We start from the raw sequence: 25546 nt of genomic DNA on the forward strand, positions 1-25546 counted from the left end.
CTTGATGAGACAGTTGAAAAGGAGCAGTGAACACGGATGGAGCAACTATTAGTATTGACTTATGGAGACAAAATATATAAGTGCACATTACATCCAAATGAGCAATCAATAGTGTCGATTGGAAAAGAGTGGACAAATGATATTACGAATCCAAGTTTAGAACAAGAAGTAGAGTTAAAGTGGAATAATGAAGTAAATGCTTGGATGGTACAGGATCAATTAATAGAATTTAATAAGGAAATTGAGATTGGGAAAACAAGAGATGTGAGCTTGAAAATCTTTATATCTATTGTTGGCACAACTAAAGTGTTTGATATCGGAACGAAACATTCTCTTACAGTGAGTCAAAACGATTACGATGATATTTCTATTACCGGGACTAGTGTAGATTTAATGCTATCTCGCGAAACGTTGTACGATTCTTTTAAAGTGAACGTGTATGGCGGGGATGTATTTCATAATTATACGAAGTTAAAAGATAGCGTTATGTTGGAATCAGGAGACGTATTATATTTTGATGGTATTTTATTGGAGATTGGTAGTGAAGACATTCAAGTACTTTCTTCAGAAGATAAAGTGAAATCTGCGTTACCTATTTTAGTAGAATCAGAAACAAATTATCAAAGTGGTTATCCAGACTATCATCGTTCACCGCGTATTATTTATCGTGAACCAGAAGAGAAAATGACAATTGCAAAGCCTTCAAGTATGCCATCAAAACCAACGGAGCATTTAGCAAGAATCATTGCACCTTCACTTGTCATGATTGTCGTAACCGTATTACTTGCAATTTTCATGAAATATGGAATGTTTATTATCGCATCGATTGCGATGACATTAGTAACAATCATTGTTTCTGTCACATCGTATATTAAAAATTTGAAGCAATATAAAGTCGACATTGTTGAACGTGACAAAAGCTATAGAGAGTATATAAAACAAAAAACGAAAGATTTACATGCAGAAAGTGAAAAACAGCGTCACGCATTACATTATCACAATCCAAATGTAGAAGTAATACGTAATATGGCAGTTCAAGTAAATCCTAGAATTTATGAAAAAACAATGTTACATCATGATTTCTTAACATTTAGCGTTGGAACAGGACAAGCTAATACGAGTTTTGAAATTCAATTTAATGAAGAAGAATTTAGTCAAACGAAAGATGAATTAATTGATATAGCACGTGAACTAAGACAGCGTTATCTATCATTGGAAGATGTACCAGTTGTAACAGATTTAATGAATGGACCAGTCGGTTATATTGGTCAACGCTCTTTAGTGTTAGAGCAATTACAATTATTAGTTGCACAAACGGCTTTATTCCATAGTTATTATGACTTGCAGTTTATTACTATTTTTCCTGAAGAAGAAAAAGAAAAATGGGATTGGATGCGCTGGTTACCTCATGGAAGTGTTCGCGATATAAATGTACGTGGATTTGTATACCATGATCGTAGCCGTGATCAAGTGTTAAATAGTTTGTATCAAATATTGAAAGAACGAAAATTAAAACTAGATGAAAAAAGTTCTACTAATGAAAAAATGTACTTTGCACCGCACTATGTCGTTCTCATTACAGATGAAAAACTAATATTAGACCATGTTGTTATGGAATTCTTTAATGATGATCCAAGTCAATTAGGTGTATCACTTGTATTTGTACAAGATGTTATGCAAAGTTTACCGGAGCATGTGAAAACGGTAATAGATATAAGAGATGCAAAACAAGGGAACATCATCTTAGAGCAAGGAGAGCTTGTTAATCGTCAATTTAAACTAAATCACGTACCGAAAGGGTTCAATTTAGAAGATATTTCACGGGCATTAGCACCATTAAATCATTTGCAAAACTTAAAAAATAGTATTCCAGAAAGCGTAACATTTTTAGAAATGTACGGCGTTGAAAAAGTAAAAGAACTGAATATCACAAGTCGTTGGGAGAAAAATGCAGCGCATAAATCTTTAGCTGTACCACTTGGATTACGTGGTAAAGAAGATATCGTAAACTTAAACTTACACGAAAAAGCACACGGACCACACGGATTAATAGCAGGTACAACAGGTTCAGGTAAATCGGAAATTATACAATCGTATATTTTATCTCTAGCAGTCAATTTCCACCCGTACGAAGTAGCCTTTTTACTAATTGACTATAAAGGCGGCGGAATGGCGAATTTATTCAAAAACTTACCGCATTTATTAGGAACAATTACGAACTTAGATGGAGCACAAAGTATGAGAGCGCTCGCATCAATTAAAGCTGAATTACAGAAAAGACAACGATTATTTGGTGAAAATGATGTAAACCATATTAATCAGTATCAAAAACTGTATAAAGAAGGCTTAGTAAGTGAGCCGATGCCGCATCTATTTTTAATTAGTGATGAATTCGCGGAATTGAAGTCAGAACAACCAGAATTTATGAAAGAGTTAGTTTCAACAGCGCGTATCGGTCGTTCACTCGGGATCCATTTAATATTAGCTACGCAAAAACCGAGTGGTGTTGTAGATGATCAAATTTGGAGTAACTCGAAATTCAAACTAGCATTAAAAGTTCAAAATACGTCAGATAGTAATGAAATCTTAAAAACGCCAGATGCTGCTGAAATTACATTACCAGGACGTGCTTACTTACAAGTTGGGAATAATGAAATTTATGAACTATTCCAATCAGCTTGGAGCGGAGCAGACTATGTAGAAAATAAAGAGGATAAAGAACATTTAGATGCAACAATCTATGCAATAAATGATCTAGGACAATATGAAATATTAAGTGAAGACTTAAGTGGACTTGGTAGCAGTAAAGAAGTAATAAGCGTACCGTCTGAACTGGATGCTGTTATTGACTACATTCACGATTACGCAGAAATAAATGAAATTGAAGCATTAGCAAGACCGTGGTTACCACCACTTCCAGAAAGCGTATATTTACAAGACTTACATGCTATTCAGTTCAAAGAAGCATGGACGAAAGAAAAGAAACCATTACAAGCAACAATTGGTCTACTAGATCAGCCTGAATTACAATCACAAACACCATTAACACTAGATATTAGTAAAGACGGACACGTAGCAGTCTTCTCAAGTCCAGGCTACGGAAAATCAACATTCTTACAATCAGTCATTATGGATGTAGCTCGTCAGCATAGTCCGGAGCATTTGCATGTGTATTTATTAGACTTCGGAACAAATGGCTTAATGCCATTAAAATCATTACCACATGTGGCGGACATCATTACATTAGACCAAGTTGAAAAATGCGAGAAGTTTCTTCGTCGCATAGAAGACTTATTAAAAGATAGAAAGCAATTGCTAAGTAAATATGGAGTTGCGAGTCTTGAAATGTATGAGAGAGCTAGTAAGGAAGTATTACCAACAGTATTAATTACGTTAGATAACTATGATGCTGTTAGAGAAGCTGGATTTGTCGAAGACTTTGAACGCATTGTTGCACAAATTGTACGTGAAGGGGCAGCAGTAGGAATTCATTTAATGCTTACGGCTACACGTCAAAATGCATTGAGAGTACAAGTAAATACAAATATTAAACTACAAATTGCTCTATATATGATAGATGAGGCAGAATCTAGAGCGATTGTAGGAAGAACAGAGTTAAAAATTGAAGAATTAGCAGGCCGTGGTTTAGTTAAAATTGACGAACCAACAATCTTCCAAACAGCTTTACCGACAAATGGAGAAGATGTCCTTACTCGAATTGAAAATATACAAGCTGAAGGAAAAGAGATGGATTCCTTCTGGGATGGAGAAAGACCGAAAGCAATTCCTATGGTACCTGAAGTTCTGGAATACAAGGAATTTATTGCATGGCCAGAAACAAGAAAAATTATTGAAGCAGGCAAACTAACATTTGGTGTAGAGACAGAAAACGTTACGCCTCTCGAATTAGATTTAACGGAAGCGTCTAATATTGTTGTAGGGGGAATCAAGAAAGACGAAGTTGAAAATGTAGTTCATCAATTCCTTCAACAGTTAGCTGACAGTGGACACTTTGACTTAGGCTTAATCGATACAAGAACACGCAATTTCTCAAACTATAGAGAGAGTGCGGCTTTATATGTAGCTGAAAAAACAGGAATTGAGAAAACGATTAAACAAGTTACAAATGCTTATAAATCGAGAGAAGCAGCGTTTAAAGAGGAACAGGAAGCATCAAGTGAAACAGTGAACCCAGCTGAATTTATTAAGAAATTTAAGCCAATTGTAATCGTAATTGCAGATGTAAATGATATTTTAAGTAATTTAGAAGATAGCGATATATATAGTTTAGCGGAATTAATAACAAATGGTGCATTTATGGGCATCCACTTCATAATTGGCTGTGATGTCGATTCAATTGACAGCCGATACGACTTAGTTTCAAAAACAATAAAAACGCAATCTCATGTTATTTTACTTAGAAAATCATCAGGCCAAATGGTCTTCGATGTATCTAATAAAGATTTAAGTAGTACAAAGTTAAACCCATTTGAAGGCTATTTTGTTGAAAATCGTTTTGCTACTAGAATTAAAGTGCCAACTATTTAAGGGGGGATTTGCATGGGGATAGAGGAATTAAATAGTCATAAATCTGGTTTATTAAGTAGTATAAGTCATCAACAAGGGCAATTGGCTGAATTACAAATGAAACTACGAAGGCTAATAACTGCTAAAGGGAAATTTGTAAATAATCTTGAAGCAATTAAACAAAATCAAGAGCAGTTTAAGTCTTTAGAAATAAACGAGAGTAGTTGGAAGGGGCAAAGAGCAACTACTTTTAAAGAAACGTATGAACAACAAGTCATTTCTAATTTAGGGAGATTTATTGGAGAACTAGGGAGAGTGCAAGAAGACATCGATCAAGCTATACGGCGGCTTGAAAGAGAAATCGCTACATGTGAGTCTAGTATTCTTTCTCTAAGTAGAAGTGTTTCAATGGTTGACGCTAGTATTCAAGTAGAAGTACAGAAGGCGGGGAAATGATAAATGGGGGAAATTAAATTAAATAAAGGGGTATTTGATGCGAAAGTAAGTGATTTGAAAAGTGGTGCTAGTGATTTAGGTAAGACTAAATTTAATGGTATGCAGTTACATCGTACGAATTTGACTAGGCTGATTCAATATTGTGAAGCAATTGAACAGTTATCTCAAAAGGTGCAGCGATACGAACAGATATTAGAAAATGACTTAAATAAAATACAACAAACTGGGGAGAAAATAGTTGAAAAAGACGAACAACTTGAGAAGCAATTAAGAATGATAGATTCAAATTATCATGCAAAATAAGGAGGGAGAAACGTGGATAAAAATATAGAGTTACAAGAAGTAAAAGAACTTCAAAATAGATTTCAAGCAAGTGCCACTGAGTTGAATCAACAGTTTGAATCATTATTAGGAAAGATAGCGGATTTTAGTGAGATTAATTCATTTCAAGGTGCTGCTGCTGATGGAATTAAAGGCCATTTATCTAGAGTTCATGGAAGTGTTATTTCAGGTTGTATGGTCGCAGCAGAAAGCTTAAGTATGCAATTTGAAAAAGCATTAGAAGATTTTAATAGTTCTGTTGATAGTGATGCAGATACGAAGATTTATGGGAGTTATTTAGATAATGTAAAGCAAAAAATTAATGGGTATAGTAACAGTTTTAATCAATCGAATGAGTTAGCCCAACAGACTATCAGTTCAATTAATGATATTGTTCCGATCCATTATCCCCCATCATCAGGAATTTCTGAAGGGGTTGAAAAAAGTCAAAAAGAAATCAGTGATACGTTAGAAAAACTAGAGGCTTACAATAGTCAACAAAATGATCTTCAAAATTTTGATGACATGTTACGCGGATTAGATGGTGCTATGAGACAAATACAAGAGACTGAAGGGAACTTTTCTAGTGATACAACCGAAAAACTTCTGTCTGAAGGAACCTTTGCATCTATAGTTGGAGTAGCTAAAAAGATTGCGGGATATACGGGTAAAGTGAAAAAAGGAGTAGTCGGATTATTTTCTGGTTATTTACGCCTTGTTTACATGAAAAAAAATTTGGGGTTTGGTGTTGATTTTCATGTTGATGCTCGAAAAGGAAAAGGGGCATATGTATTTAAAACTTTAAACGATGCCGATATTGTAGCGGCTTCCAAACTTTTAGCTTCAGATGCAAATGAAGATGCTATTTTTAAATTTATTTTTAAAGATAAATTTAAAGTCAATTACAACAACGAAACAAGAAATGTAATAAAACAAGCAAAAAAAGATATTTATAAATTGCCTGAATTTAAAGCGGTTGAAGATTTTATGATGACTCGGAATGCAGGAGGTTTTTTAAAAGCATTTAAAAATAGATGGACAGATTCATTTGGGACCGAATTTCAAAAGAGCATTGACGAATTCAATTTTAAGAAGTGGCCAGAGACATTTAAAAAACTCAAAGGTACTGGGACGCTCTTCAAAAGTGTGGCAATTATTGGAACGGGGTTGACAGTTGTAGATAATATTATACAGTCACAAGATGATGGATTTCAGCTACAGGATGTAAGAGATGTTGCATTAGATACAGGTGTGGACTTAGCATATGCAGCGGGAGCAGCAGCAACTGGAGCAGCGATTGGGACTGCTGTGGGACCACTTGGAACCTTGGCAGGAGGAGCTATAGGTGCAGTGGTGGGGATTGGAGCCTCATTACTGGTGAATGAGAAACTTAGCATATTAGGAGGTGAAAGTGTAGTTAGCGGAACAAAGAAATTAGTAAAATGGGCAGTAAATATGAACGATAATTTAAAGTCTGGAAATTATAAAGAGTTTACGAAAGAAAATGAAAAGGTCCTGAAAAAATTAAAATCAATATTTTGGTAATTTATATAAAATTAGAAGGTAGGATAAATGAATGCTAAAGATAAAGGAAGAAGATTTGGGCCTTTTTGAAATTGAAAATAGAAACAGATTAAGTCCGGATTATATAAGAATCTTTTATGGGGGAGTTTTTGCATATACTTCTATACCAATGCTCATCATGTTTTTAGGTGTTTTGCTGAACGGTGATAAGATTTCTTTAACACCATTTGAAACATTTTTGGTACGAACTGAGGTAAAGTTATACATTTTGGAGTTGATTTTTTTAATAATTTTCATGTCTTCAAAGGTTGCTTTTAAATTACAGAAACTCCAAGCCATCGTGACTTTATTTTATTCTTTTCAATTAGCAACATTACCATTTATCGTTATGATGGTTGAAGGAATGTTTGATTTTCCAAGTAATAATAAAACGTTAGTTTATATTGGTTTAATAATGTTAGGTGCGCTTTGTACTCACATTGTAACTACAATTAATGTTTTTAAAAAGGCAAAACATGGAGGATATAAATCGGAAGGACCAGCTGTCTCATTTTTTACTAACGCAAAATTATATTTATTGATTGGAATGACAATTGGTGTAATGGTTCTACTTATATTAATTTTTTTAAATCTTAATTATACATTTAGCCAAATGGCAATTTATATTGTACAAACAATAATATTATATATATTCGCTGTAGTATCAGCAGAATTCGTCCTATTGGTGTATTGTCGCTTCAAATTCCCATCATTTAATATTACGTGGGAACAACATGAAAAGAAGCGCCAAGAATTCATAGCGAATAGAAAAAGAATAATAGAAAAAGAACAAAAGCGAAACAAAAACTGAAATGATATTTGTAAATAATAGTCATAAACTTTTTTTTATGTGTGGAAGAATCTATTTGTGAAGAAATAAATCATTGTATAAGGGGTAGAGATTATGAAAGTTCAGTATAAAGCATTATCGCTTTTAAATTTAATAAGCATCACTCAAATTGTAAAAAAAGATGATTGGTTATTACCAGCTATCGCACTTAGAAATCAAGTAGTTCATAACGATATATACCCAATAGGACCTGTTCTTTTTACGTATTCACCATTAGAGAATGAACCGGAATATGGTGAATATATGTATTGTGTCCCAGTGAATGGAAGGGTAAATATGGAAGAGGATTCACCTTATGAGTATATTGATGCAATTCTTATTGAAGAAGCACTTTGTGTTAGATTCTCAGATGAAGATGGTGATATTGAAGACGCTTATCGTGTTTTAAATGAATTTGCTGAACAGAATCATATGAAATTAGATAGTAGCTTTTATCACGTATGTTTAGATGTATATGGTGATATGTGGTTGGATATTTATGCTCCTATTATTGAAGTAGGTGAATTAGTGCGATGATAGTTGAGGAACAAAGCATTGCTTATACAAATGTTGTATCGAAAGAATGTTTTTTTCACTATACTGATATGGAAAAAGTAATAGAAGATTTATTGACAGAAATTGCGCAAGCGAATTTAACGGTCAAAGGCCCAATGTTTTATGCGCTGAAAAATGTACCATCAGATGGAGATATGTTTATTGAATTATTTATGCCAGTATATGAGAGTAGTATTCCTAAATCAGAAACAATGAAGTTTCGAAGTTATTACTATGTTGATAACATGCTAATGAAAAGATATGCAGGAGATTTTGAAACATTAACAGAGTATGCATATGCTGAGATTCTTCAGTATATGGAAGATAATGAACTTGATATGATCTCACCTATTTACCATATTTTTAGTGGTGATGAAGAGTTACAGTATGTTGAAATAAAAATTGCAGTAGATACACAATAATAATTTAGTACACTTTTAGTAATAAAGATATGAAAAGTAAAACCCTAATTTTTGTTTTATTGAAGAATATAAAGGTATTCTTGAATTAAGAGTTCTAATTGTTGTTTTTAGTAGTAAGGGGCCTACATATGTGGTTATTTTCAAAAGAAAAACCTTTGTACTTTCAGTAAGAGTGTGGGGATAAAACTGGGGGATTAATTGAACAGAAAATATTGGATAAAGTATCGGTGGATGATTGCATAATAGCTGTTGAAATGCTTGATATATTGTTTATATACCTAAATTTGCAGAAGAACTTGCAACGATTTTATATATTAGTAATAAAGAATTATCCCGAACGGTTGCTATGTTTGTTGGTACATTTGAAATTTTTGTACAAGTTTCAAACACAACAAAAGTTATTATCCAATGTATTCCGGTAGATGAGGAAATGGAAGAATAAGTATTTTTGGATATGAAAGTGATTGATTTTAAATATAAGAAAAAATCCACTGACGAAGAGAAAGAAGAAATAGCAGAGTGGATGCTGGAATATAAAAAGATGTGTAAAACAATAGCAGAGCACTATGAAATAGCTTAAAAAGAATCATTATTATAATGTAAGAATATCTGAGATTAATAGAACCTTCTCTTTTCATCAAAATGAGAAGGTTTTTATTTTTAATCTACATGATTTAAGTGAATGTAGTTAAGGGTGGGACAATTGGATGTGGAATATAAAAGAAGAAGATTTAGATGAATTTAAAATAACATGTAGAAATCGTTTAAGCCCTGAAGGAGCTATGTTGTTTATGTTTGGTGGAATGCTTTATAGTTCGTTATTGATGCTTTTTATTTTTGGAGCACTAATTAGATTTGGCTGGGATTACTATCCGACTCTTTTTGACACAGTAATAGTCAGAATGGAATTGTTGTTATATAGCCTACAAGTAATCTTTTTTATTATATATCTGATCCCTAAGGTACGTTTTAAATTTCAAAAGCTCCAGACATTGGTGATATTATTATATGCGTTTCAGTTAGGTACTATAGGTCTTACGGCGTTTGTTCTTCCAGGGATGAGTAATTATTCTATTAATTTTATTACGCTTATTTATGTAGGTTTACTAGTATTAGGAGCAATACTTGTTCATGGTGTAACAACATTTGATACTTTTAAACAAGCAAGTAAAGGTGCATTTAGTATGGGAGAAAAATCTACTTCATTTTTTAATAAGGCAAAGAAAAATGTAATGTTGGGTGTGGTAATTTATGTACTAATTCTTCTTGTTTTAATTTATATACAAAATAATTACTCATTGAGCATAATGTTTGGTTACTTTATATTTACGTTCATCATGTACGCGATAGCAATAGGCGCAGCTGAGTTCCAACTACTAGCCTATTGTAGATTTAAGTTTCCGTCATTTTATATTTCGTGGGAGGAACACGAAAGGGGACGTCAGAAAAGACTAAAGCTTTATAAAGAGAAGGAAAAAAGAAAACTAAAGAAATAAAATAAGTTTTGTGTCGAAATGAGGAAAGATGAATGCTTAAAATAAAGGAAGACGATTTAGGATTTTTTCAAATTACAAATAAAAACCGATTAAGTCCTGATGGTGTAATGGCCTTTTTAGTTGGAGTTTTTGTATACGCTTCATTACCGATGTTTTTTATTATTTTGGGTTTTTTACAACTTGGTTGGGAGACTTATCCAAAATCTTTTGAACGAATAATTGTTTCTGTAGAGTTAGCATTATATATTCTGCAAATCCTTTTTTTGATAATCTATTCATTTCCGAAATTAAGATTTAAATTACAAAAATTACAAGCCGTTGTAATTGTTTTTAACTCGTTTCAGGTTGCAACGGTAGGTTATGCGTATGTATTAATTGAAGCAATATTTGGATATTATTGTGAAAATCTAACAGTATTTTATGTAGGTCTATTATTATTAGGAGCGATAATTACTCATATTGTAATAACAATCCATACTTTTAAAAAAGCAAAATATGGAGGCTATAAGTTAAAAGGGGAGTCAGCCTCATTTTTTACTAATACAAAACTTTGGATGTTAATTGGAATGTTTATTTATATAGTTGTCCTGTTGATATTAATCTTTGCAAGTATTCGTTTTGCGCTAAAACCGATGGTGTTTTATTTTTTACAAACAATTATATTATATGTATTTGCCGTTGCATCAGCAGAATTCGTCCTATTGGTGTATTGTCGCTTTAAATTTCCATCATTTAATATTACGTGGGAACAACATGAAAAGGAACGCCAGGAATTTATAGCAAATAGAAAAAGAATGAGAGAGAAAGAACAAAAGCAAAATAAAAACTGAAATGATAATAGTAATAGATGGTTTTTTTATGGTGGAAGAATCTATTTGTGAAGAATTAAAACATTGTATAAGGGGTAGTGATTATGAAAGTTCACTATAAAGCATTATCGCTTTTTAATTTAATAAGCATCACTCAAATTGTAAAAAGGATGATTGGTTGTTGTCAGCTATCTCACTTAGAAATTAAGTAATTCATAGTGATATATACCCAAAAAGTAGCTAGAGGTGTGTAACTAGATGTGGGATGTAAAAGAAGAAAATTTAGAAAAGTTTAGGATGATATGTAGAAGGCGTTTAAGTCCGGAAGGTGCTTTAGGTTTTATGATAGGAACAATAGTGTATGTTTCAGTTATGATGTTTTTTCTTATTGGTACTTTAGTAACCTTTGGTTGGGACTACTATACTACTTTATTCGAAAAAACAATTGTTAAAACTGAAATTGTGTTATTTAGTATTCAAATTATATTTTTAATTATATATCTATTTCCGAAAGCATGTTTTAAATTTCAAAAGTTACAAACGCTAATCGTATTACTATATGCGTTTCAACTTGGAACAATATTATTTGTAGTTTCGATTGTTTCTGAAATGGCTGACAATTCAATTGGTAGGATGTATACCGGGCTACTAGTTGTAGGAGCAGTTATTATCCATAGTGTAGCAACGCTAGATACATTTAAACAAGCAAGTAAAGGTGCATTTAGTAGTGATGAAAGATCCACATCGTTTTTTAGTAAGACAAAAGGGGCTATGATAAAGGGAGCTATAATATATATATTCATACTACTTATTTTGATGTATTTTCAAAATGATTATTCAATTGATTTTTTTGTTATGTATGGAGTAGGAACTGTATTAATGTATGCGGTTGCAATCGGAGCGGCAGAATTCCAACTATTGGCGTACTGTAGATTCAAATTTAAGTCATTTCATATGACGTGGGAAGAGAATGAGAGAATGCGTGGGAGAATTCGAAAGCGAAATAAGAAATTCAAAACGAAAAATAAAGTGAAACTTTAATCAGTGGGGGTTTTCTTCATCCCCCACTGATTATTAGTTGAACCAATCGGACTTTTATGGGCAGTTGATCCCCCACCTAACTTCTTTGCTTTCGCTGCATTTTGAGGTGGGGGTCTTACTGCCCATTAAAGCGGGATAAATAATATATTAATAGAATTTTAGTGCGCGAAAAATAATTGAAACGTATAGAAGGTGAAGGGCCAGGATGTGGAATATAAAAGAAGAAGATTTAGATAAGTTTAGGATGACATGTAATGATCGTTTAAGTCCTGAGGGTGCTACAGGATTTATGTTTGGAGGAATACTTTATAGTTCAATAGCTGTTTTTTCTATTATTGTATCAGGTGATTGGGATTACTGTATGGTCCTCCTTAATATAGGAATTGTTAAGCTGGAAGTGTTGTTATATGCTCTGCAAGTAATTTTTTTCATTCTATATTTATTTCCAAAAGCTCAATTTAAATTTCAAAAGCTACAAACACTTGTTGTATTATTAAATGCATTTCAAATGGCAATAATCTTACTCGTAGTTTTGATTGGTACTAAAATGGCTAATAATTCAATTGATCAGATTACATTACTGTATGCAGGATTGTTATTTTTAGGAGCAGTTGTTGTTCATATTGTTACAACGCTTGATACACTTAAGCAAGCGAGTGAAGGTGCGTTTAGTATGGATGAAAGATCCGCTTCCTTTTTTAGTAAAGGAAAAGGAAAGATGATGAAGTGGGCTACACTATACGCAGTAACTATTCTTATTTTGATATCTTTTCATAACGATTATGGGTTTGATGATTTATTTATGTATGTAGTAGGGACCTTTTTAATGTATACGATAGCAATCGGTGCAGCTGAATTTCAGCTATTAGCATATTGCAGATTTAAATTTCCATCATTTAATAAAACGTGGGAGCAACATAAAAGAGAGACTCCAAGATATCGAAAGAAAAATAAAAAAGGTAAATCGAAACGTAAGGCATAAAGAAAGTGCGTATTGTACGTTTTGATGATAGAAAAGTAATTATTTACAAGAGAGTATTTTAACTTCTAAAAGAAAATTTAATTATGTAAGGTGATTAAAGTGATTAGAAGGTTATCTGATCGAAAATGTAGAGTGGGTAGTGTGATGATGAAATGAACATAAAAAAGGTTTCTAAAATGATTACTATCATAATAACAATCAGCCTACTACAAGCATGCAGTTTTTTTGAAGAAAAGGTAGAGTATGAGCCATTTATTAAGGCATTGGATGAAGGTGACATGAAAAAGGTTATGTCTGCAAGTGATGATGGGTATGCTTTTGTGGAACAAAGAGGTATTTATAGTACGTTTGAGCAAAAAGAAGATGGAGAGCATAGTAAGACAATTCGTCAAACTACGGAAGGTGTATATAATACAAAAGATAAAAGTTTATACGGAGAGGCGATACAAACAGTTATGACTGATATAGAAAAAGACAAGGGAAAAAGGACAAATGAGAATTATAAAAAAGAAACTATTTATAGTATTCATGTTAAGTATGAAAATGGACAGGTGAAAAGTTCGGATTCAAATCTAGATGTTTCATACGTAAACTTAATTGTAGATCGTTTAAATGGGATAGGGAAACTAAAGATGAAGCCCGAAGGTGATATAAAAAAGTTTGATCAGCCTAATTCAGTGGGATATCGACTAACTGAATCTGAATTTAAAGATATTATTAATAATAAATTAAAGATACAATACGATGAATTTGATGGAGCAACAATCGTATTGCACCTGAATGCCTCAAAAAATCCAAAACAAATTTTGCAAATGAGGATAGATATAGATTTTAAAGAAAAGAATGAGGATGGAAAATTAGTAGAAAATATGTTCCAAATAATAACGTATTTTAATAGAAAACAGGATAATAACCAAGATGCAAGACAGGAATATTTAAAATACAAGGCGCAGTACAACAAAAGAGATAGTTAAGAGTGGCGATGAACATAAAAAGGTATAAAATCAGTGACTAAGAAAATTGAATCTTTATTTTGGTAATATACTATAGTTCGGGGAAAGGTGGAGCTAACAAATGTGGAACATAAAAGAAGAAGATTTAGATGAATTTAGAATTACATGTAGAAATCGTTTAAGCCCAGAACGCTCCATGGTGTTTATACTTGGCGCAACTGTTTATAGTTCATTATTCATGCTTTTTATTTTTGGAGCATTAGTTAAATTTGGCTGGGGTTACTATCCAAATCTCTTTGACAAAATAATTGTTTGTATTGAATTAGTTTTATATACCTTGCAAGTAATCTTTTTAATTCTATATCTATTTCCAAAAGTTCGTTTTAAATGTCAAAGGTTGCAAGCGCTTGTGATATTATTATGTACATTTCAGCTGGGAACTATAGGATTCACATTGTTTATACTTCCAGCAATTTCAAATTATTCGATTGATCAAATTACATTATTGTATGTGGGTTTATTGTTTCTAGTAGCAGTTTTTGTTCATCTGGTGACAACAATTGATACCTTTAAACAAGCAGAGAGTGGAGCATTTAGTATGGATGAAAGGGCAGCTTCATTTTTTAGTAAAACAAAAAACAACGTAATGATTGGTGTTACGGTATATGCACTAATCCTTCTTATTTTAATTTATTTTCATAATGATTATGAAATAGAGATATTAGCAGGGTATATAGCAGGAACTCTTGTAATGTACGCGGTAGCCGTAGGCGCAGCAGAGTTCCAATTATTAGCCTATTGTAGATTTAAATTTCCGTCATTTTATATTTCATGGGAGGAACACGAAAGGGAACGTCAGAAAAGACTAAAGCTTTATGAAGAAAAGGAAAAAAAGCAAGCCAAAGAAATAAAATAAGTTTTGCTTTCTGAAAATTCGAACGGAATATATAAACAATTAAGGATTGTATAAAAATCGATGCTATTAAAAATTAAAGTATCTTCAACATAATCTGTATGAGTTAATAAATACCGGTAAGTAAAGGTGAACTATATTACTATCAAAATGGGAATGTAATGAACCTAAAAATGCCTAGAGAAATCAACGGGGTGTCAGTATGAAGTTAAAGAAGAAAGCTAGGATGATGATAGTTCTGTTAATAGTATCAAGTTTATTAAGTGGATGTGGTTTTGGGGAGACGAAGATAGAATATGAGCCATTTGTCAAAGCTTTGGATGAAGGTGACATGAAAAAGGTTATGTCCGCTAGTGATGATGGATATGCGTATGTGAAACAAAGAGGTATATATAGTACATATGAGCAAAAGGAAGATGGAGAGCATAGAAAAACAATCTATCAAACTACGGAAGGGATATATAATACGAAAGATAAAAGTTTATATGGAAATACAACACAAGAGGTTACTTCAGCAGTAGACAGCAAAGATAATAAAGAAGAAGTTGTTTATCGTACCAATATTATGTATAAAAATGGACAGGTACAAAGTCCGGAATCGAATCTGGATGTTTCATATGTGAACTTAATTGTAGATCGTTTAAAAGGGATAGGGAAACTAAAGATGAAGCCCGGGGATGATATAAAAAAGTTTGATCAGCCTAGTACTGTTGGATACAAACTAAATGAATCAGAGTTTCAGAGTATTGTTAATGATAAGTTGAAAATACAATATGATGAATATGATGGTGGATCAATCGCATTGCATATAGATTCTAAAGATAGTTCAGAGCAGATATTGGAGGTAAGTATTGTAATAAATTATAAGAAGCGAAATGATGAAGGTAAGTTAGTAGAATATATATCACAAATACACACATCTTTTGATAGTCACCAAGGTAATAACCAAGATGTGAAACAGGAATATATTGATTTTAAAGCAAAGTATAATGAGACGCAGTAATATTTAGAAGGGCATTTGTACGGAAAGATAATAGCGACATAAGTGTGATAAATGTTTCATAAATATTTCTATTTGTAGTGGAAAGAAATTGAGTATAAATATGTAGCCCCAGTTGCTGGAGTAGATGCAACTGGGGCGTTTATCTGTCTAAATTTAGCTTGAATACATGACATGTTTTAGTTAGGGGCACGGCTTTACAAGTAGTTTCTCCATCTTCATAATAACGGTGTGAGTTATTTTGTAATTTGCTTGTATTACTAAGTTACGACTATTTCCTCTTATAGAGTACTTCTTATTATCGATACATCGTCCACATCCCAATGTCTTTAAATCCTAGTCGTTTATAAATTCGTCCAGCAGCTGGATTGTTATAAAATAAACAAAGTGTTCGGCTTTCTTTCGTAAAGTCTTGAATCATTTTTTGTAGTATGAGTGAAGCAAATCCATTTCCACGATAATTCGGGTGTGTACATACACCAACTACCATAGCGGATAATGAATTTTCAGCGGAAGTAGAGGCGGATGCGATGATTGCACCGTCTTTTTCAATATAATATGTACGTCCTGTATTTGTTTCAATAGATTGTCGTAAAATTTTTTCTGATTCATGAGCAGTTCGGAATTCAGTGATGCTACTTCTTAATTGCATAATTCGATCTACATCATCTATTGATGCAAGTTTAATCGTTTCATGAATAGGCGTGTCAGGTAAGTTGTTGCCATTTAGACATTCACAAAAATACATATCACTTTTGACACCTAGTTGAATAGCAGGAGAAGTTTCAAATTTTTTTACGATAGTTGACTTACCAGATAGTTTAAGCGGCTTATACGCTGAAAGAAGTGCCTCATAATCAGTGGTAACAAAGTCTTCTTTACTATATAGTATAAATGAATCGTGGAATCGGAGTAAAATTGATTTTAATGTTCCATCCTCTTTAAATACTCCCCATAATTCTTGAAAATCTGTGTCATAACCGAAAGCTTCAATATCTCCAATAATAAACAAGTTAAGGGCTGCTTCTTCTTTTAGGTAAGGGAATACTTGTTCATGATCTTTCTTTGTTAATTTTCGCATCATAACGAATCGACCTCTTTTTTATTTTTCTAAATATTACAACTTAAGTTTTTTGAAATCAATATTAAATTTTATGTTTAGTTCACAAACTTTCGGAAAAACTAGGAAAGATATGACAAAGGAGGTTATGAACGGTGGATCATCCAATTCAAGGGTTAATGAAAGCAGCAATGGAAAATTTAAAAGAAATGGTTGATGTAAATACGATTGTTGGAGAGCCTGTTCAAACGGCTGACGGTGGTGTGGTGTTAACGGTTTCTAAAGTAGCGTTCGGTTTTGGAGCAGGAGGTTCTGATTTCCAAACGAATGATGGACAAAGAGCAAACGGTAACGCTGCATTTGGTGGCGGTAGCGCGGGTGGTGTTTCTATTACACCAGTAGCATTTCTTGTGGTGAATAAAGATGGAGTAAATATTCTTCATTTACAAAATGCTACACATTTAGCAGAAAAAATGATTGAATTAGCTCCACAAACAATTGATAAAATTCAATCGATGTTCCAAAAAGAAGAAAAGAAAGAGGGAAATCATCATCCTCAAAACCCTGATGAAATCCTTTAAAAACGCCTGCTTATGAGCAGGCGTTTTTTCTTGTAATCACTATGTAATAAAACACATGAAATTGTAAATAGTTTTTGAAGTTTTTTCTATGTTTCTAAAATTTTTCATGTTAAAATATGCTATAGAATTGAAACATATAAAACGAAGGTGGCTAGGTGCTTTGTCTGGAGGATCTGACCAAGTAAAGAATATGATATATATTAATGGTAATCGTCGAGGTCATTGTTTTATTACATCAGGAATTACGTTTAAAGAGTTTGCGAGTAACATCCCTTCACCGCTTCATCAAGTGTTGCTTTTGAAGCACAACTTTGAATGGACGGATTTTCATTATCATACTTTATTTGAATATGTTGAGGAAGAAAATATACATAAGTTAATTCAAGCAGAGATTGATGAATTTGATGAATTTTGTTGGGTAGATTTTGATGATGCAAGCGATTTAGATGAATTAGAGCCGAAAGAAATTGCAGAATTATTATATTTGGCTCACAAAAAAGAACCACTTGCAAGAACATTCTTTCCGCTGTTGAAAAATCGATTTGTTTATTTTTCACATGATGACGGATGGTACAACAAAGTGTATTATCGTAGAATTGCTGATTTTGTAGGAATGTTAAGTAAAGTCATTCCGTATAAACTCGGTGCTTTCGGTAAGAAACGTTTTTCTTTCTTCCAAAAATCAAAAATTTTCCCAGCAATTTCAAAAGAATTGATCATGGGACTGATTCCACTAATGGAAGATGGTCTTTACATAGATCTAGCAGGGAAGATTGAGTCAAGAAGAGGTCTTGAAATTCCGGTATATGTAGTTGGTTCGTATGAAAGTACGGATGAGGTGTTAGATAATATCGATGAATTGAAAGAGGAAGCAACAGAAACAGGTTGGCTCATTTTTGATAAGAAAGAACAAGAGTGGCAATGGGTTGTTGACTAAGAAAACTTGGCGTATGAAGTCAAGTTTTCTTGTCATTTGAAAGGAGTACAAATGAAGAAATATTATACAATTGTGGGTATTATAAGTATTATTCTCGTGGCAATATTACTTATAACTTGTCCGAAAGAATCAGATTTTAAAGTGTATGTAGAGGATAAGTATGCGTTGAATTGTAATGAGAGTAGTTTTGAATGCACGCAAAATGTAGATGGTAAAAAAGAAAAACTACAATTTGAAAGTACAGATGCACGAAATGGTGTATTCTTTATGACTGTAAAGCAAACATTTAAAACAGAAGCTGGTGTTTCAAAAGAATATAGCGGAGTAGGAATGTTTGGTACATTTCTTTTTGTTTCAGAGAAGACTTTCTAGTAATAGAAGGTCTTTTTTTTATGCTTATGTTCATATAGATGAAGTAAGACAAGCATAGGAGGGATAGCGATGAAGAACACATGTATCGTTTGCGGTGGTGAGGAGTTTTTTTCCTCAACGTTATATGCACGTACGAAACAAGATTGGGCATATGCACCAAACATGTATCGATTTGAAAAAGTATTTATTGAGCATCGAGATGAAGAAAATTATCCAGTGTTTCAAGAAATTACAGCGAAACATTGTTGTGGATGCGGTCATATTATGTTGTATCATGAATGAACACACCAAGTATAACTTGGTGTGTTTTTTTAAAACGCTGACAAAGCAAGCGGATAAAGTAAAGTAAATAAAACAGAAAAACTACCAAAACCAATTGCTGTATATCCAAGTGTTCTTGCTCCGAAATTGACAGCTAATAGGCCAACTAAAATTGCTAGGGAGCCGAGCGTAACGGGATAAAAAGCAATGGAGAATAACGAAAGAAATAAAGCGACATAGCCTACCATTGCGCCGGTATTTGTACCTTCTATCTCATTTGCAATTTCTTTACGCTTATGTCTAATTGGAATGCCAGCTGGTGATATTTCAGCAGCATACTCTTCGTTTTTTTCACCACTTTTAAAATGATGATTTCTCTTTCTTCGCATGTACATCCCTCTCTTTCAATTGGGTGTATCTATAGTATCTTTCAAAATGAGAAGAGCATGAGTATGAGTTAAACCCAAGTAAAGCAAAAATTGGAGAATACGCATTCCATCGTTAACATATCCATCTCCTATTGAAGATAAAGTGCGGGATTTTTTACATCACGACTGATTATCAGCCAGCAACAATTGGATTTTTATGAGCAGTTCTCTCCCATTAACTGGTCCGCATCCATTGAATTTTGAGGTAGGTGTCTTACTGCAAGCGGGATAAAACAGGAATTTTGGAAAATGATGTAGAATGAAATGAATGATAATACGTGAAGGTAGGGGAATGTATGACGAAATTTAATTGGCACGAGTCAGCGGAGAAGAAATGGGATAGTAGTGCAGAGTTTTGGAATCAAAATAGTCAAGAGATGTGGGACAGTGGTAGCAGAAGTACAATTATTCCGTTTTTTGAACAATACGTGAAGAAAGAAGCACAAGTGCTCGATGTTGGTTGTGGTGATGGCTACGGTACATATAAATTAAGTCGCGCAGGCTATAAAGCAGTGGGAGTAGATTTATCGGAAGTGATGATTCAAAAAGGTAAGGAGCGCGGAGAAGGACCGAATTTATCTTTTATAAAAGGAGATCTTTCTGCATTACCATTTGAAAATGAGCAATTTGAATCAATTATGGCAATTAATTCTTTAGAATGGACGGAAGAGCCATTACGAGCGTTAAATGAAATAAAGCGTGTGTTAAAGAAAGATGGATATGCATGTATTGCAATTTTAGGACCGACAGCAAAGCCACGAGAGAACAGTTATCCTCGCTTGTATGGAAAAGACGTTGTTTGTAATACGATGATGCCTTGGGAATTTGAACAGTTAGCGAAAGAACAAGGTTTTGAAGTTGTAGATGGCATCGGCGTATATAAGCGCGGAGTAAATGAGAAGATGCTAGGTCAACTACCTACAGAGTTACAACAATCGTTAACATTCTTATGGGTATTTATGTTAAAAAACGTATAAAGAAATGAAAGAATTTTTAGGAGGTAAATAAGTGCAGAAAATACAAAAAACTGATACAATATCATCAGAACCAATTAAAGGGGGACTAGGGTATATGACAACTACTACAACAGTGAAATCCGATATTGAAATCGCACAAGAAGCGAGTATGAAGAAGATTCAAGAAATTGCAGCTGATTTAAATATTTTAGAAGATGAATTAGAGCCATACGGGCATTATAAAGGTAAGTTATCTCTTGATATTTTTAAGCGCTTACAAGATGAGGAAGACGGTAAAGTTGTTTTAGTAACAGCAATTAACCCAACTCCAGCTGGAGAAGGTAAATCAACAGTAACAGTTGGTTTAGGTCAAGCTTTTAATAAAATTGGTAAGAAAACAGTAATTGCACTTCGCGAACCATCTCTTGGACCAACAATGGGACTAAAAGGCGGAGCAGCAGGTGGTGGTTTTTCACAGGTAGTACCTATGGAAGACATTAACCTTCACTTTACTGGAGATATCCATGCGATCACAACTGCTAATAACGCATTAGCAGCGTTTATTGATAATCATATCCAACAAGGAAACACACTTGGAATTGATACGCGTAAAATCGTTTGGAAACGCTGTGTTGACTTAAATGATCGTGCCCTTCGTAATGTAGTAATTGGTCTTGGTGGACCTGTACAAGGTGTACCACGTGAAGACGGTTTTGACATTACAGTAGCATCTGAAATTATGGCCGTGTTCTGCCTTGCAACAGATATTCAAGACTTAAAAGCACGTCTATCTCGCATCGTAGTTGCTTATAACTTTGCAAATCAACCTGTGACGGTTAAAGATTTAGGTGTAGAAGGTGCGTTAACGCTATTATTAAAAGACGCATTAAAGCCAAACTTAGTACAAACGTTAGAAAATACACCAGCTATTATTCATGGTGGACCATTTGCGAATATTGCTCACGGTTGTAACAGTGTTATCGCTACGACAATGGCAGCAAAATTAGGTGATTATGTTATTACAGAAGCTGGATTCGGTGCTGATTTAGGCGCTGAAAAGTTTTTAGATATTAAAGCCCGTGCAGCTGGTATTAAACCAGAAGCAGTTGTTATTGTTGCGACTATTCGTGCGCTTAAAATGCATGGCGGCGTTGCAAAAGATCAATTAAAAGAAGAAAATGTAGATGCATTAGCAAAAGGTATGGAAAACTTACAGAAGCATGTTGAAACAATTCAAAGCTTCGGTGTGCCTTTCGTAATTGCAATTAATAAATTCATTACAGATACAGATGCAGAAGTTACATACTTACAAGAGTGGTGTAATGAGCGTGGCTATGCAGTATCCTTAACAGAAGTTTGGGAGAAAGGTGGCCAAGGCGGAGTTGATCTTGCTGAAAAAGTACTAAAAGAAATCGAAAAAGGTGAAAACAACTACGCACCACTTTATGAATTAGAATTACCCTTAGAAGAAAAAATTCGTACAATTGCTCAAAAAGTATATGGCGCAAAAGATATTGAATTTGCTCCGAAAGCACGTAAGCAATTAGCTCAATATGAAGGAGAAGGTTGGAGTAACCTACCAGTTTGTATGGCGAAAACTCAATACTCTCTTTCTGACGATGCAACAAAATTAGGTCGTCCATCTGACTTTATCGTTACAATTCGTGAGTTAAAACCATCTATCGGTGCAGGCTTTATCGTTGCGTTAACAGGTACAATGTTAACAATGCCAGGTCTTCCAAAACAACCAGCAGCACTTCAAATGGATGTAAATGAAGATGGAAAAGCAGTAGGTTTATTCTAAAAGGTTGTAATTCATCTCGTTTATCTGTAAACTATATATACATCAAGTGGCGCCTTTCCATCGAAAGGCGCCTGTTTTTTGGAGGAAATTATGTTTGATCCAACTGCTTTTGACAATTTAAAAGTAATCGTAGAAGGTGCTGTGTATGATTTTGATCTACATGGAGATATTCTTGTAACAGATCGAAAAGATATGATGGACCTTGCTTCATTAAGTCGTATATATCATATCTCATTTCAATTAACAGAACCGTTTGAACCATTAGTAGAAGCAACATTTTCATTATCTGTGGATGCAAAGAACTTGTCTGGTGAAATACTAGAAGTGCCTCAGTTTACACCAGGTTGTGAAATGAAGCTAGCATTTTCATTCCCGTTAGAACAACCAGAAGTAGGATGCGAAGAAATTGAAACTTTAATGCGTTCTATATGGGGAAAAGAAAGAATGATTATGCAGAAAGTTTCATACGAATATAATAAGCAAGCGATTTCATATCATAATAAGGTAGAGGTTCTATTTCAAAAAGCGATTACAGAAGACCATGTTGATGATTTAATAGCTGTTATTTCACACATGATAGAAACGGTGCGAACAATACAGCATTTTCTTCAAAAATAGAGATAAAGGAGAAAAACAAATGATAAAAGATATGCAACCATTTTTACAAGAAGCTTGGGAGAAGGCTGGTTTTAAAGAATTAACTGAAATTCAAAAACAAGCGATTCCAACTATTTTAGAAGGACAAGACGTTATAGCTGAATCTCCAACTGGAACAGGAAAAACATTAGCGTACTTATTACCCCTTTTACATAAAATTAATCCTGAAGTAAAACAGCCACAAGTTGTTGTTTTAGCACCAACACGTGAACTTGTCATGCAAATTCATGAAGAGGTTCAAAAGTTTACAGCAGGAACTGAAATTTCAGGGGCATCTTTAATTGGTGGTGCAGATATTAAGCGCCAAGTTGAAAAATTAAAGAAACACCCGAGAGTAATTGTCGGTTCACCAGGACGTATTTTAGAATTAATTCGAATGAAAAAGTTAAAGATGCATGAAGTAAAAACGATTGTATTTGATGAGTTTGATCAAATTGTAAAACAAAAGATGATGGGCGCAGTACAAGATGTAATTAAATCTACAATGCGAGATCGTCAATTAGTATTCTTCTCGGCGACAATTACAAAAGCTGCAGAAGATGCTGCACGCGATTTAGCAGTTGAACCACAATTAGTGCGTATAACACGTGCAGAGTCAAAAAGCTTAGTTGAACATACGTATATCATTTGTGAGCGACGCGAAAAAAATGATTACGTAAGAAGAATTATGCATATGGGCGATGTAAAAGCAGTTGCTTTCTTAAATGACCCATTCCGTTTAGATGAAATTACTCAGAAATTGCAATTCCGTAAAATGAAAGCAGCAGCTCTTCATGCAGAAGCAAGTAAGCAAGAGCGTGAAGCGACGATGCGTGCATTCCGTGGTGGGAAACTAGAGATTCTCCTTGCTACTGATATTGCAGCACGCGGTATCGATATTGATGATTTAACACATGTAATTCACTTAGAGTTACCAGACACAGTAGACCAATACATTCACCGCTCAGGACGTACTGGACGTATGGGTAAAGAAGGAACAGTAGTTTCTCTTGTAACAGAACAAGAAGAACGTAAATTACTGCAATTTGCGAAAAAACTAGGCATCGTATTTACGAAGCAAGAAATGTTCAACGGATCATTCGTAGAAACGAAACCGAAAGCACCAAAGAAAAAGAAACCAGCATTTACTGGGAAGAAAAAGCCTAGATAAATAATGGGGAAGGCGTAACTATTTGTAGTTACGTCTTTTTTATTTGCAATTGAATAATACAAGGAGGTTTATTAATGGTTATTAAAATGTATCTATCATCATTTTTTAAATCAACATATGTAAAAGGAAGTAATATAAAAAAAGTCGAATATTAAATTGATGCGAAATAATAAAAAGAAGGTACATATATGGATAGGAAATTAGGAATGTTTTTGAATACGAAATATATTGAAGTAAACGAAGGAATACAAAAAGCAAGGGAATGGGATTTAGAATATATTCAATTATATGCTATGAATAAAAACTTCAACTTAGCTAATATTCCAGTGGTAGAATGGACTGCTTTAAAGAAAAGCTTATCTTTTAATGGAATAAAGATTCCATCATTAGCAATTAGTTTTGGAGAAAATGGAATTACAGGAACAGAAGTTGACAGTGCAATAGATCAGATTAAATATATTACTGACAGAGGTTTGGAGCTGGGAGCAAAGATAATAACAGCTCATATTGGGAAAGTTCCAGATGATGAAAAAAGTGAGTACTATGATAAAATGATACGGGTTTGTTATGAGATAGGGGAATTAGCATTCAAACTTGGGGGAGTCTTTGCTATTGAGACGGGATCTGAAAAAACAATAGTATTAAAACAATTTTTAGAAACTGTAAACTCGAAAGGACTAGCTGTTAACTTTGACCCAGCAAATTTAATAAGTGATGTAAATGAAAATCCGGAAGAAAGTTTATTACTATTAAAAGATTATATAGTACAAACTCATATTAAAGATTGTAAAGAAGTGAAAAGCGATCGTTCAAGTAAGTATATAGAAGTAGCAGTAGGAAATGGTGAAGTGGATTTCGATATATTTTTCAAAGTATTAGATGAAATTGGATTCGACGGATATAACATGATTGAAAGAAATGATTATTTTGACGAACTGGATGGGATGAGTCAGTCGATAAATTTTGCAAAGAAGTACATACCAACTCAAAAGGAATAACGATAGCACCTGTGGAAACCTACATAGAATATAAAAAACCATTAGGGGGAAATGAAATGATCCATAAAGTTGGACAAATTATGCTGTATGTAAATAATCAAGATGAGGCAGTAAATTTTTGGACGGAAAAGGTAGGGTTTCATGTAGTAGCAGAGGAAGATAACAAGCAAGGAATGAGATGGATTGAAATCGCTCCGACTAATGGTGCTGAAACGAGCATTATACTACATAATAAAGAAGTTATTTCGAAAATGAGCCCAGAATTAAATCTTGGTACACCGTCCTTAATGTTCTTCTCAGAAAATCTGGATCAATTATATGCAGATTTAAAAAATAAAAATGTTACTGTTGGAGAAATGGTAACTATGCCTTCTGGTAAAGTATTTAACTTTGCTGATAGCGAAGGGAATTATTTTGCGGTTATGGAAAAGAACAAATAGTAATATTACTATGTGAAAATCCCCCTCAAATATAT

Annotated in this window: 27 protein-coding genes; 25 read left to right on the forward strand and 2 right to left on the reverse strand. The window is 33.5% G+C overall.

From position 1 onward, the window contains the following. The first annotated feature begins 36 nt into the window (after positions 1 to 36). The 15 genes from essC (at position 37) to MHI26_RS10580 (ending at position 15870) form a co-directional block, all read left to right on the forward strand. Complete coding sequence (gene essC / locus MHI26_RS10510) at positions 37 to 4548, forward strand: type VII secretion protein EssC (protein WP_061667208.1); 4512 nt, start codon at positions 37 to 39, stop codon at positions 4546 to 4548. Between the two features lie 12 nt (positions 4549 to 4560). Next, the gene (locus MHI26_RS10515; RefSeq protein ID WP_061667207.1) at positions 4561 to 4983 is read left to right on the forward strand and encodes a YwqH-like family protein; all 423 of its coding nucleotides are present in this window, start codon (positions 4561 to 4563) and stop codon (positions 4981 to 4983) included. Between the two features lie 3 nt (positions 4984 to 4986). Next, the gene (locus MHI26_RS10520) at positions 4987 to 5286 is read left to right on the forward strand and encodes a TIGR04197 family type VII secretion effector (RefSeq protein WP_044307211.1); all 300 of its coding nucleotides are present in this window, start codon (positions 4987 to 4989) and stop codon (positions 5284 to 5286) included. 12 nt (positions 5287 to 5298) lie between these two features. Next, on the forward strand, positions 5299 to 6849 hold the full coding sequence (locus MHI26_RS10525; protein ID WP_061667206.1) for a T7SS effector LXG polymorphic toxin: 1551 nt from the start codon (positions 5299 to 5301) through the stop codon (positions 6847 to 6849). Positions 6850 to 6880: 31 nt separating this feature from the next. Then, positions 6881 to 7678 carry a hypothetical protein gene (locus MHI26_RS10530; RefSeq protein WP_061667205.1) on the forward strand — a complete coding sequence of 266 codons (798 nt, stop codon included), beginning with the start codon at positions 6881 to 6883 and terminating at the stop codon, positions 7676 to 7678. A 93-nt stretch (positions 7679 to 7771) separates the two neighbouring features. Continuing rightward, entirely contained in the window at positions 7772 to 8233 is a 462-nt protein-coding gene (locus tag MHI26_RS10535) for a DUF5085 family protein (protein WP_061667204.1), read from the forward strand. Next, positions 8230 to 8673, forward strand: a complete 444-nt coding sequence (locus MHI26_RS10540) for a DUF5085 family protein (RefSeq protein WP_061667203.1) — start codon at positions 8230 to 8232, stop codon at positions 8671 to 8673. Before MHI26_RS10535 ends, MHI26_RS10540 begins: the two co-directional genes overlap by 4 nt. A 454-nt stretch (positions 8674 to 9127) precedes the next feature. Then, complete coding sequence (locus tag MHI26_RS10545; RefSeq protein WP_254905509.1) at positions 9128 to 9253, forward strand: hypothetical protein; 126 nt, start codon at positions 9128 to 9130, stop codon at positions 9251 to 9253. A 127-nt stretch (positions 9254 to 9380) separates the two neighbouring features. Continuing rightward, positions 9381 to 10169 (forward strand): hypothetical protein, encoded by a 789-nt coding sequence (locus MHI26_RS10550; protein WP_016109854.1) that lies wholly within the window; start codon positions 9381 to 9383, stop codon positions 10167 to 10169. 32 nt (positions 10170 to 10201) lie between these two features. Further along, complete coding sequence (locus MHI26_RS10555) at positions 10202 to 10999, forward strand: hypothetical protein (protein WP_061667202.1); 798 nt, start codon at positions 10202 to 10204, stop codon at positions 10997 to 10999. A gap of 237 nt (positions 11000 to 11236) precedes the next feature. Then, complete coding sequence (locus MHI26_RS10560) at positions 11237 to 12019, forward strand: hypothetical protein (protein WP_061667201.1); 783 nt, start codon at positions 11237 to 11239, stop codon at positions 12017 to 12019. A 205-nt stretch (positions 12020 to 12224) separates the two neighbouring features. Next, complete coding sequence (locus MHI26_RS10565; RefSeq protein WP_061666638.1) at positions 12225 to 13001, forward strand: hypothetical protein; 777 nt, start codon at positions 12225 to 12227, stop codon at positions 12999 to 13001. 176 nt (positions 13002 to 13177) lie between these two features. Beyond that, positions 13178 to 13975, forward strand: coding sequence for a DUF3952 domain-containing protein (locus MHI26_RS10570; RefSeq protein WP_445290632.1), 798 nt, complete (start codon positions 13178 to 13180; stop codon positions 13973 to 13975). A 100-nt stretch (positions 13976 to 14075) separates the two neighbouring features. Continuing rightward, positions 14076 to 14870 carry a hypothetical protein gene (locus tag MHI26_RS10575; RefSeq protein ID WP_016109862.1) on the forward strand — a complete coding sequence of 265 codons (795 nt, stop codon included), beginning with the start codon at positions 14076 to 14078 and terminating at the stop codon, positions 14868 to 14870. Between the two features lie 199 nt (positions 14871 to 15069). Continuing rightward, the gene (locus tag MHI26_RS10580; RefSeq protein ID WP_061666636.1) at positions 15070 to 15870 is read left to right on the forward strand and encodes a DUF3952 domain-containing protein; all 801 of its coding nucleotides are present in this window, start codon (positions 15070 to 15072) and stop codon (positions 15868 to 15870) included. A gap of 295 nt (positions 15871 to 16165) precedes the next feature. On the opposite strand, the gene MHI26_RS10585 is transcribed toward MHI26_RS10580, so the two are convergent. After that, positions 16166 to 16951: a GNAT family N-acetyltransferase gene (locus tag MHI26_RS10585; RefSeq protein WP_061666635.1), complete on the reverse strand. Its 786-nt coding sequence runs from the start codon at positions 16949 to 16951 to the stop codon at positions 16166 to 16168. Between the two features lie 131 nt (positions 16952 to 17082). On the opposite strand from MHI26_RS10585, the gene ytfJ reads away from it, so the two are divergent. The 4 genes from ytfJ to MHI26_RS10605 all read left to right on the forward strand — a co-directional run bounded on the left by ytfJ (position 17083) and on the right by MHI26_RS10605 (position 19099). Then, positions 17083 to 17508 (forward strand): GerW family sporulation protein, encoded by a 426-nt coding sequence (ytfJ, locus tag MHI26_RS10590; protein ID WP_000349986.1) that lies wholly within the window; start codon positions 17083 to 17085, stop codon positions 17506 to 17508. A 160-nt stretch (positions 17509 to 17668) separates the two neighbouring features. Then, positions 17669 to 18445, forward strand: a complete 777-nt coding sequence (locus MHI26_RS10595; RefSeq protein ID WP_000014087.1) for an oxalate:formate antiporter — start codon at positions 17669 to 17671, stop codon at positions 18443 to 18445. A 51-nt stretch (positions 18446 to 18496) separates the two neighbouring features. Continuing rightward, positions 18497 to 18817 carry a hypothetical protein gene (locus MHI26_RS10600; RefSeq protein WP_000761171.1) on the forward strand — a complete coding sequence of 107 codons (321 nt, stop codon included), beginning with the start codon at positions 18497 to 18499 and terminating at the stop codon, positions 18815 to 18817. A gap of 69 nt (positions 18818 to 18886) precedes the next feature. Beyond that, positions 18887 to 19099: a hypothetical protein gene (locus tag MHI26_RS10605; RefSeq protein WP_000798747.1), complete on the forward strand. Its 213-nt coding sequence runs from the start codon at positions 18887 to 18889 to the stop codon at positions 19097 to 19099. Between the two features lie 29 nt (positions 19100 to 19128). Here the strand turns inward: MHI26_RS10605 and MHI26_RS10610 are convergent, their stop codons facing one another. Next, entirely contained in the window at positions 19129 to 19467 is a 339-nt protein-coding gene (locus tag MHI26_RS10610; RefSeq protein WP_001253201.1) for a hypothetical protein, read from the reverse strand. Positions 19468 to 19802: 335 nt separating this feature from the next. Between MHI26_RS10610 and MHI26_RS10615 the strand changes: the two genes are divergently transcribed. The 6 genes from MHI26_RS10615 to MHI26_RS10640 all read left to right on the forward strand — a co-directional run bounded on the left by MHI26_RS10615 (position 19803) and on the right by MHI26_RS10640 (position 25511). Continuing rightward, positions 19803 to 20483, forward strand: a complete 681-nt coding sequence (locus MHI26_RS10615) for a class I SAM-dependent methyltransferase (RefSeq protein WP_061666634.1) — start codon at positions 19803 to 19805, stop codon at positions 20481 to 20483. A gap of 94 nt (positions 20484 to 20577) precedes the next feature. Further along, positions 20578 to 22266 carry a formate--tetrahydrofolate ligase gene (locus tag MHI26_RS10620; RefSeq protein WP_013141915.1) on the forward strand — a complete coding sequence of 563 codons (1689 nt, stop codon included), beginning with the start codon at positions 20578 to 20580 and terminating at the stop codon, positions 22264 to 22266. A 90-nt stretch (positions 22267 to 22356) separates the two neighbouring features. Further along, positions 22357 to 22884 carry a hypothetical protein gene (locus tag MHI26_RS10625; RefSeq protein WP_000460216.1) on the forward strand — a complete coding sequence of 176 codons (528 nt, stop codon included), beginning with the start codon at positions 22357 to 22359 and terminating at the stop codon, positions 22882 to 22884. Positions 22885 to 22903: 19 nt separating this feature from the next. Continuing rightward, a complete protein-coding gene (locus MHI26_RS10630) occupies positions 22904 to 24073 on the forward strand; it encodes a DEAD/DEAH box helicase (RefSeq protein ID WP_000588599.1) in 1170 nt (389 codons plus the stop codon). A gap of 188 nt (positions 24074 to 24261) precedes the next feature. After that, entirely contained in the window at positions 24262 to 25071 is an 810-nt protein-coding gene (locus MHI26_RS10635) for a sugar phosphate isomerase/epimerase family protein (protein ID WP_061666633.1), read from the forward strand. 56 nt (positions 25072 to 25127) lie between these two features. After that, positions 25128 to 25511 carry a VOC family protein gene (locus tag MHI26_RS10640; RefSeq protein WP_000581472.1) on the forward strand — a complete coding sequence of 128 codons (384 nt, stop codon included), beginning with the start codon at positions 25128 to 25130 and terminating at the stop codon, positions 25509 to 25511. Positions 25512 to 25546: the final 35 nt, after the last annotated feature.

The sequence above is a fragment of the Bacillus sp. FSL K6-1218 genome (assembly GCF_038006445.1).
Taxonomy (GTDB): Bacteria; Bacillota; Bacilli; order Bacillales; family Bacillaceae_G; genus Bacillus_A; species Bacillus_A thuringiensis_S.

Bases quoted from the DNA above. Each gene is read 5' to 3' on its own strand.
- essC (WP_061667208.1), top strand. From the start codon at position 37: ATGGAGCAACTATTAGTATTGACTTATGGAGACAAAATATATAAGTGC.
- MHI26_RS10515 (WP_061667207.1), top strand. From the start codon at position 4,561: ATGGGGATAGAGGAATTAAATAGTCATAAATCTGGTTTATTAAGTAGT.
- MHI26_RS10520 (WP_044307211.1), top strand. From the start codon at position 4,987: ATGGGGGAAATTAAATTAAATAAAGGGGTATTTGATGCGAAAGTAAGT.
- MHI26_RS10530 (WP_061667205.1), top strand. From the start codon at position 6,881: ATGCTAAAGATAAAGGAAGAAGATTTGGGCCTTTTTGAAATTGAAAAT.
- MHI26_RS10535 (WP_061667204.1), top strand. From the start codon at position 7,772: ATGAAAGTTCAGTATAAAGCATTATCGCTTTTAAATTTAATAAGCATC.
- MHI26_RS10540 (WP_061667203.1), top strand. From the start codon at position 8,230: ATGATAGTTGAGGAACAAAGCATTGCTTATACAAATGTTGTATCGAAA.
- MHI26_RS10545 (WP_254905509.1), top strand. From the start codon at position 9,128: ATGAAAGTGATTGATTTTAAATATAAGAAAAAATCCACTGACGAAGAG.
- MHI26_RS10550 (WP_016109854.1), top strand. From the start codon at position 9,381: ATGTGGAATATAAAAGAAGAAGATTTAGATGAATTTAAAATAACATGT.
- MHI26_RS10555 (WP_061667202.1), top strand. From the start codon at position 10,202: ATGCTTAAAATAAAGGAAGACGATTTAGGATTTTTTCAAATTACAAAT.
- MHI26_RS10560 (WP_061667201.1), top strand. From the start codon at position 11,237: ATGTGGGATGTAAAAGAAGAAAATTTAGAAAAGTTTAGGATGATATGT.
- MHI26_RS10565 (WP_061666638.1), top strand. From the start codon at position 12,225: ATGTGGAATATAAAAGAAGAAGATTTAGATAAGTTTAGGATGACATGT.
- MHI26_RS10570 (WP_445290632.1), top strand. From the start codon at position 13,178: ATGATTACTATCATAATAACAATCAGCCTACTACAAGCATGCAGTTTT.
- MHI26_RS10575 (WP_016109862.1), top strand. From the start codon at position 14,076: ATGTGGAACATAAAAGAAGAAGATTTAGATGAATTTAGAATTACATGT.
- MHI26_RS10580 (WP_061666636.1), top strand. From the start codon at position 15,070: ATGAAGTTAAAGAAGAAAGCTAGGATGATGATAGTTCTGTTAATAGTA.
- MHI26_RS10585 (WP_061666635.1), bottom strand. From the start codon at position 16,951: ATGATGCGAAAATTAACAAAGAAAGATCATGAACAAGTATTCCCTTAC.
- MHI26_RS10600 (WP_000761171.1), top strand. From the start codon at position 18,497: ATGAAGAAATATTATACAATTGTGGGTATTATAAGTATTATTCTCGTG.
- MHI26_RS10605 (WP_000798747.1), top strand. From the start codon at position 18,887: ATGAAGAACACATGTATCGTTTGCGGTGGTGAGGAGTTTTTTTCCTCA.
- MHI26_RS10610 (WP_001253201.1), bottom strand. From the start codon at position 19,467: ATGCGAAGAAAGAGAAATCATCATTTTAAAAGTGGTGAAAAAAACGAA.
- MHI26_RS10615 (WP_061666634.1), top strand. From the start codon at position 19,803: ATGACGAAATTTAATTGGCACGAGTCAGCGGAGAAGAAATGGGATAGT.
- MHI26_RS10620 (WP_013141915.1), top strand. From the start codon at position 20,578: ATGACAACTACTACAACAGTGAAATCCGATATTGAAATCGCACAAGAA.
- MHI26_RS10625 (WP_000460216.1), top strand. From the start codon at position 22,357: ATGTTTGATCCAACTGCTTTTGACAATTTAAAAGTAATCGTAGAAGGT.
- MHI26_RS10630 (WP_000588599.1), top strand. From the start codon at position 22,904: ATGATAAAAGATATGCAACCATTTTTACAAGAAGCTTGGGAGAAGGCT.
- MHI26_RS10635 (WP_061666633.1), top strand. From the start codon at position 24,262: ATGGATAGGAAATTAGGAATGTTTTTGAATACGAAATATATTGAAGTA.
- MHI26_RS10640 (WP_000581472.1), top strand. From the start codon at position 25,128: ATGATCCATAAAGTTGGACAAATTATGCTGTATGTAAATAATCAAGAT.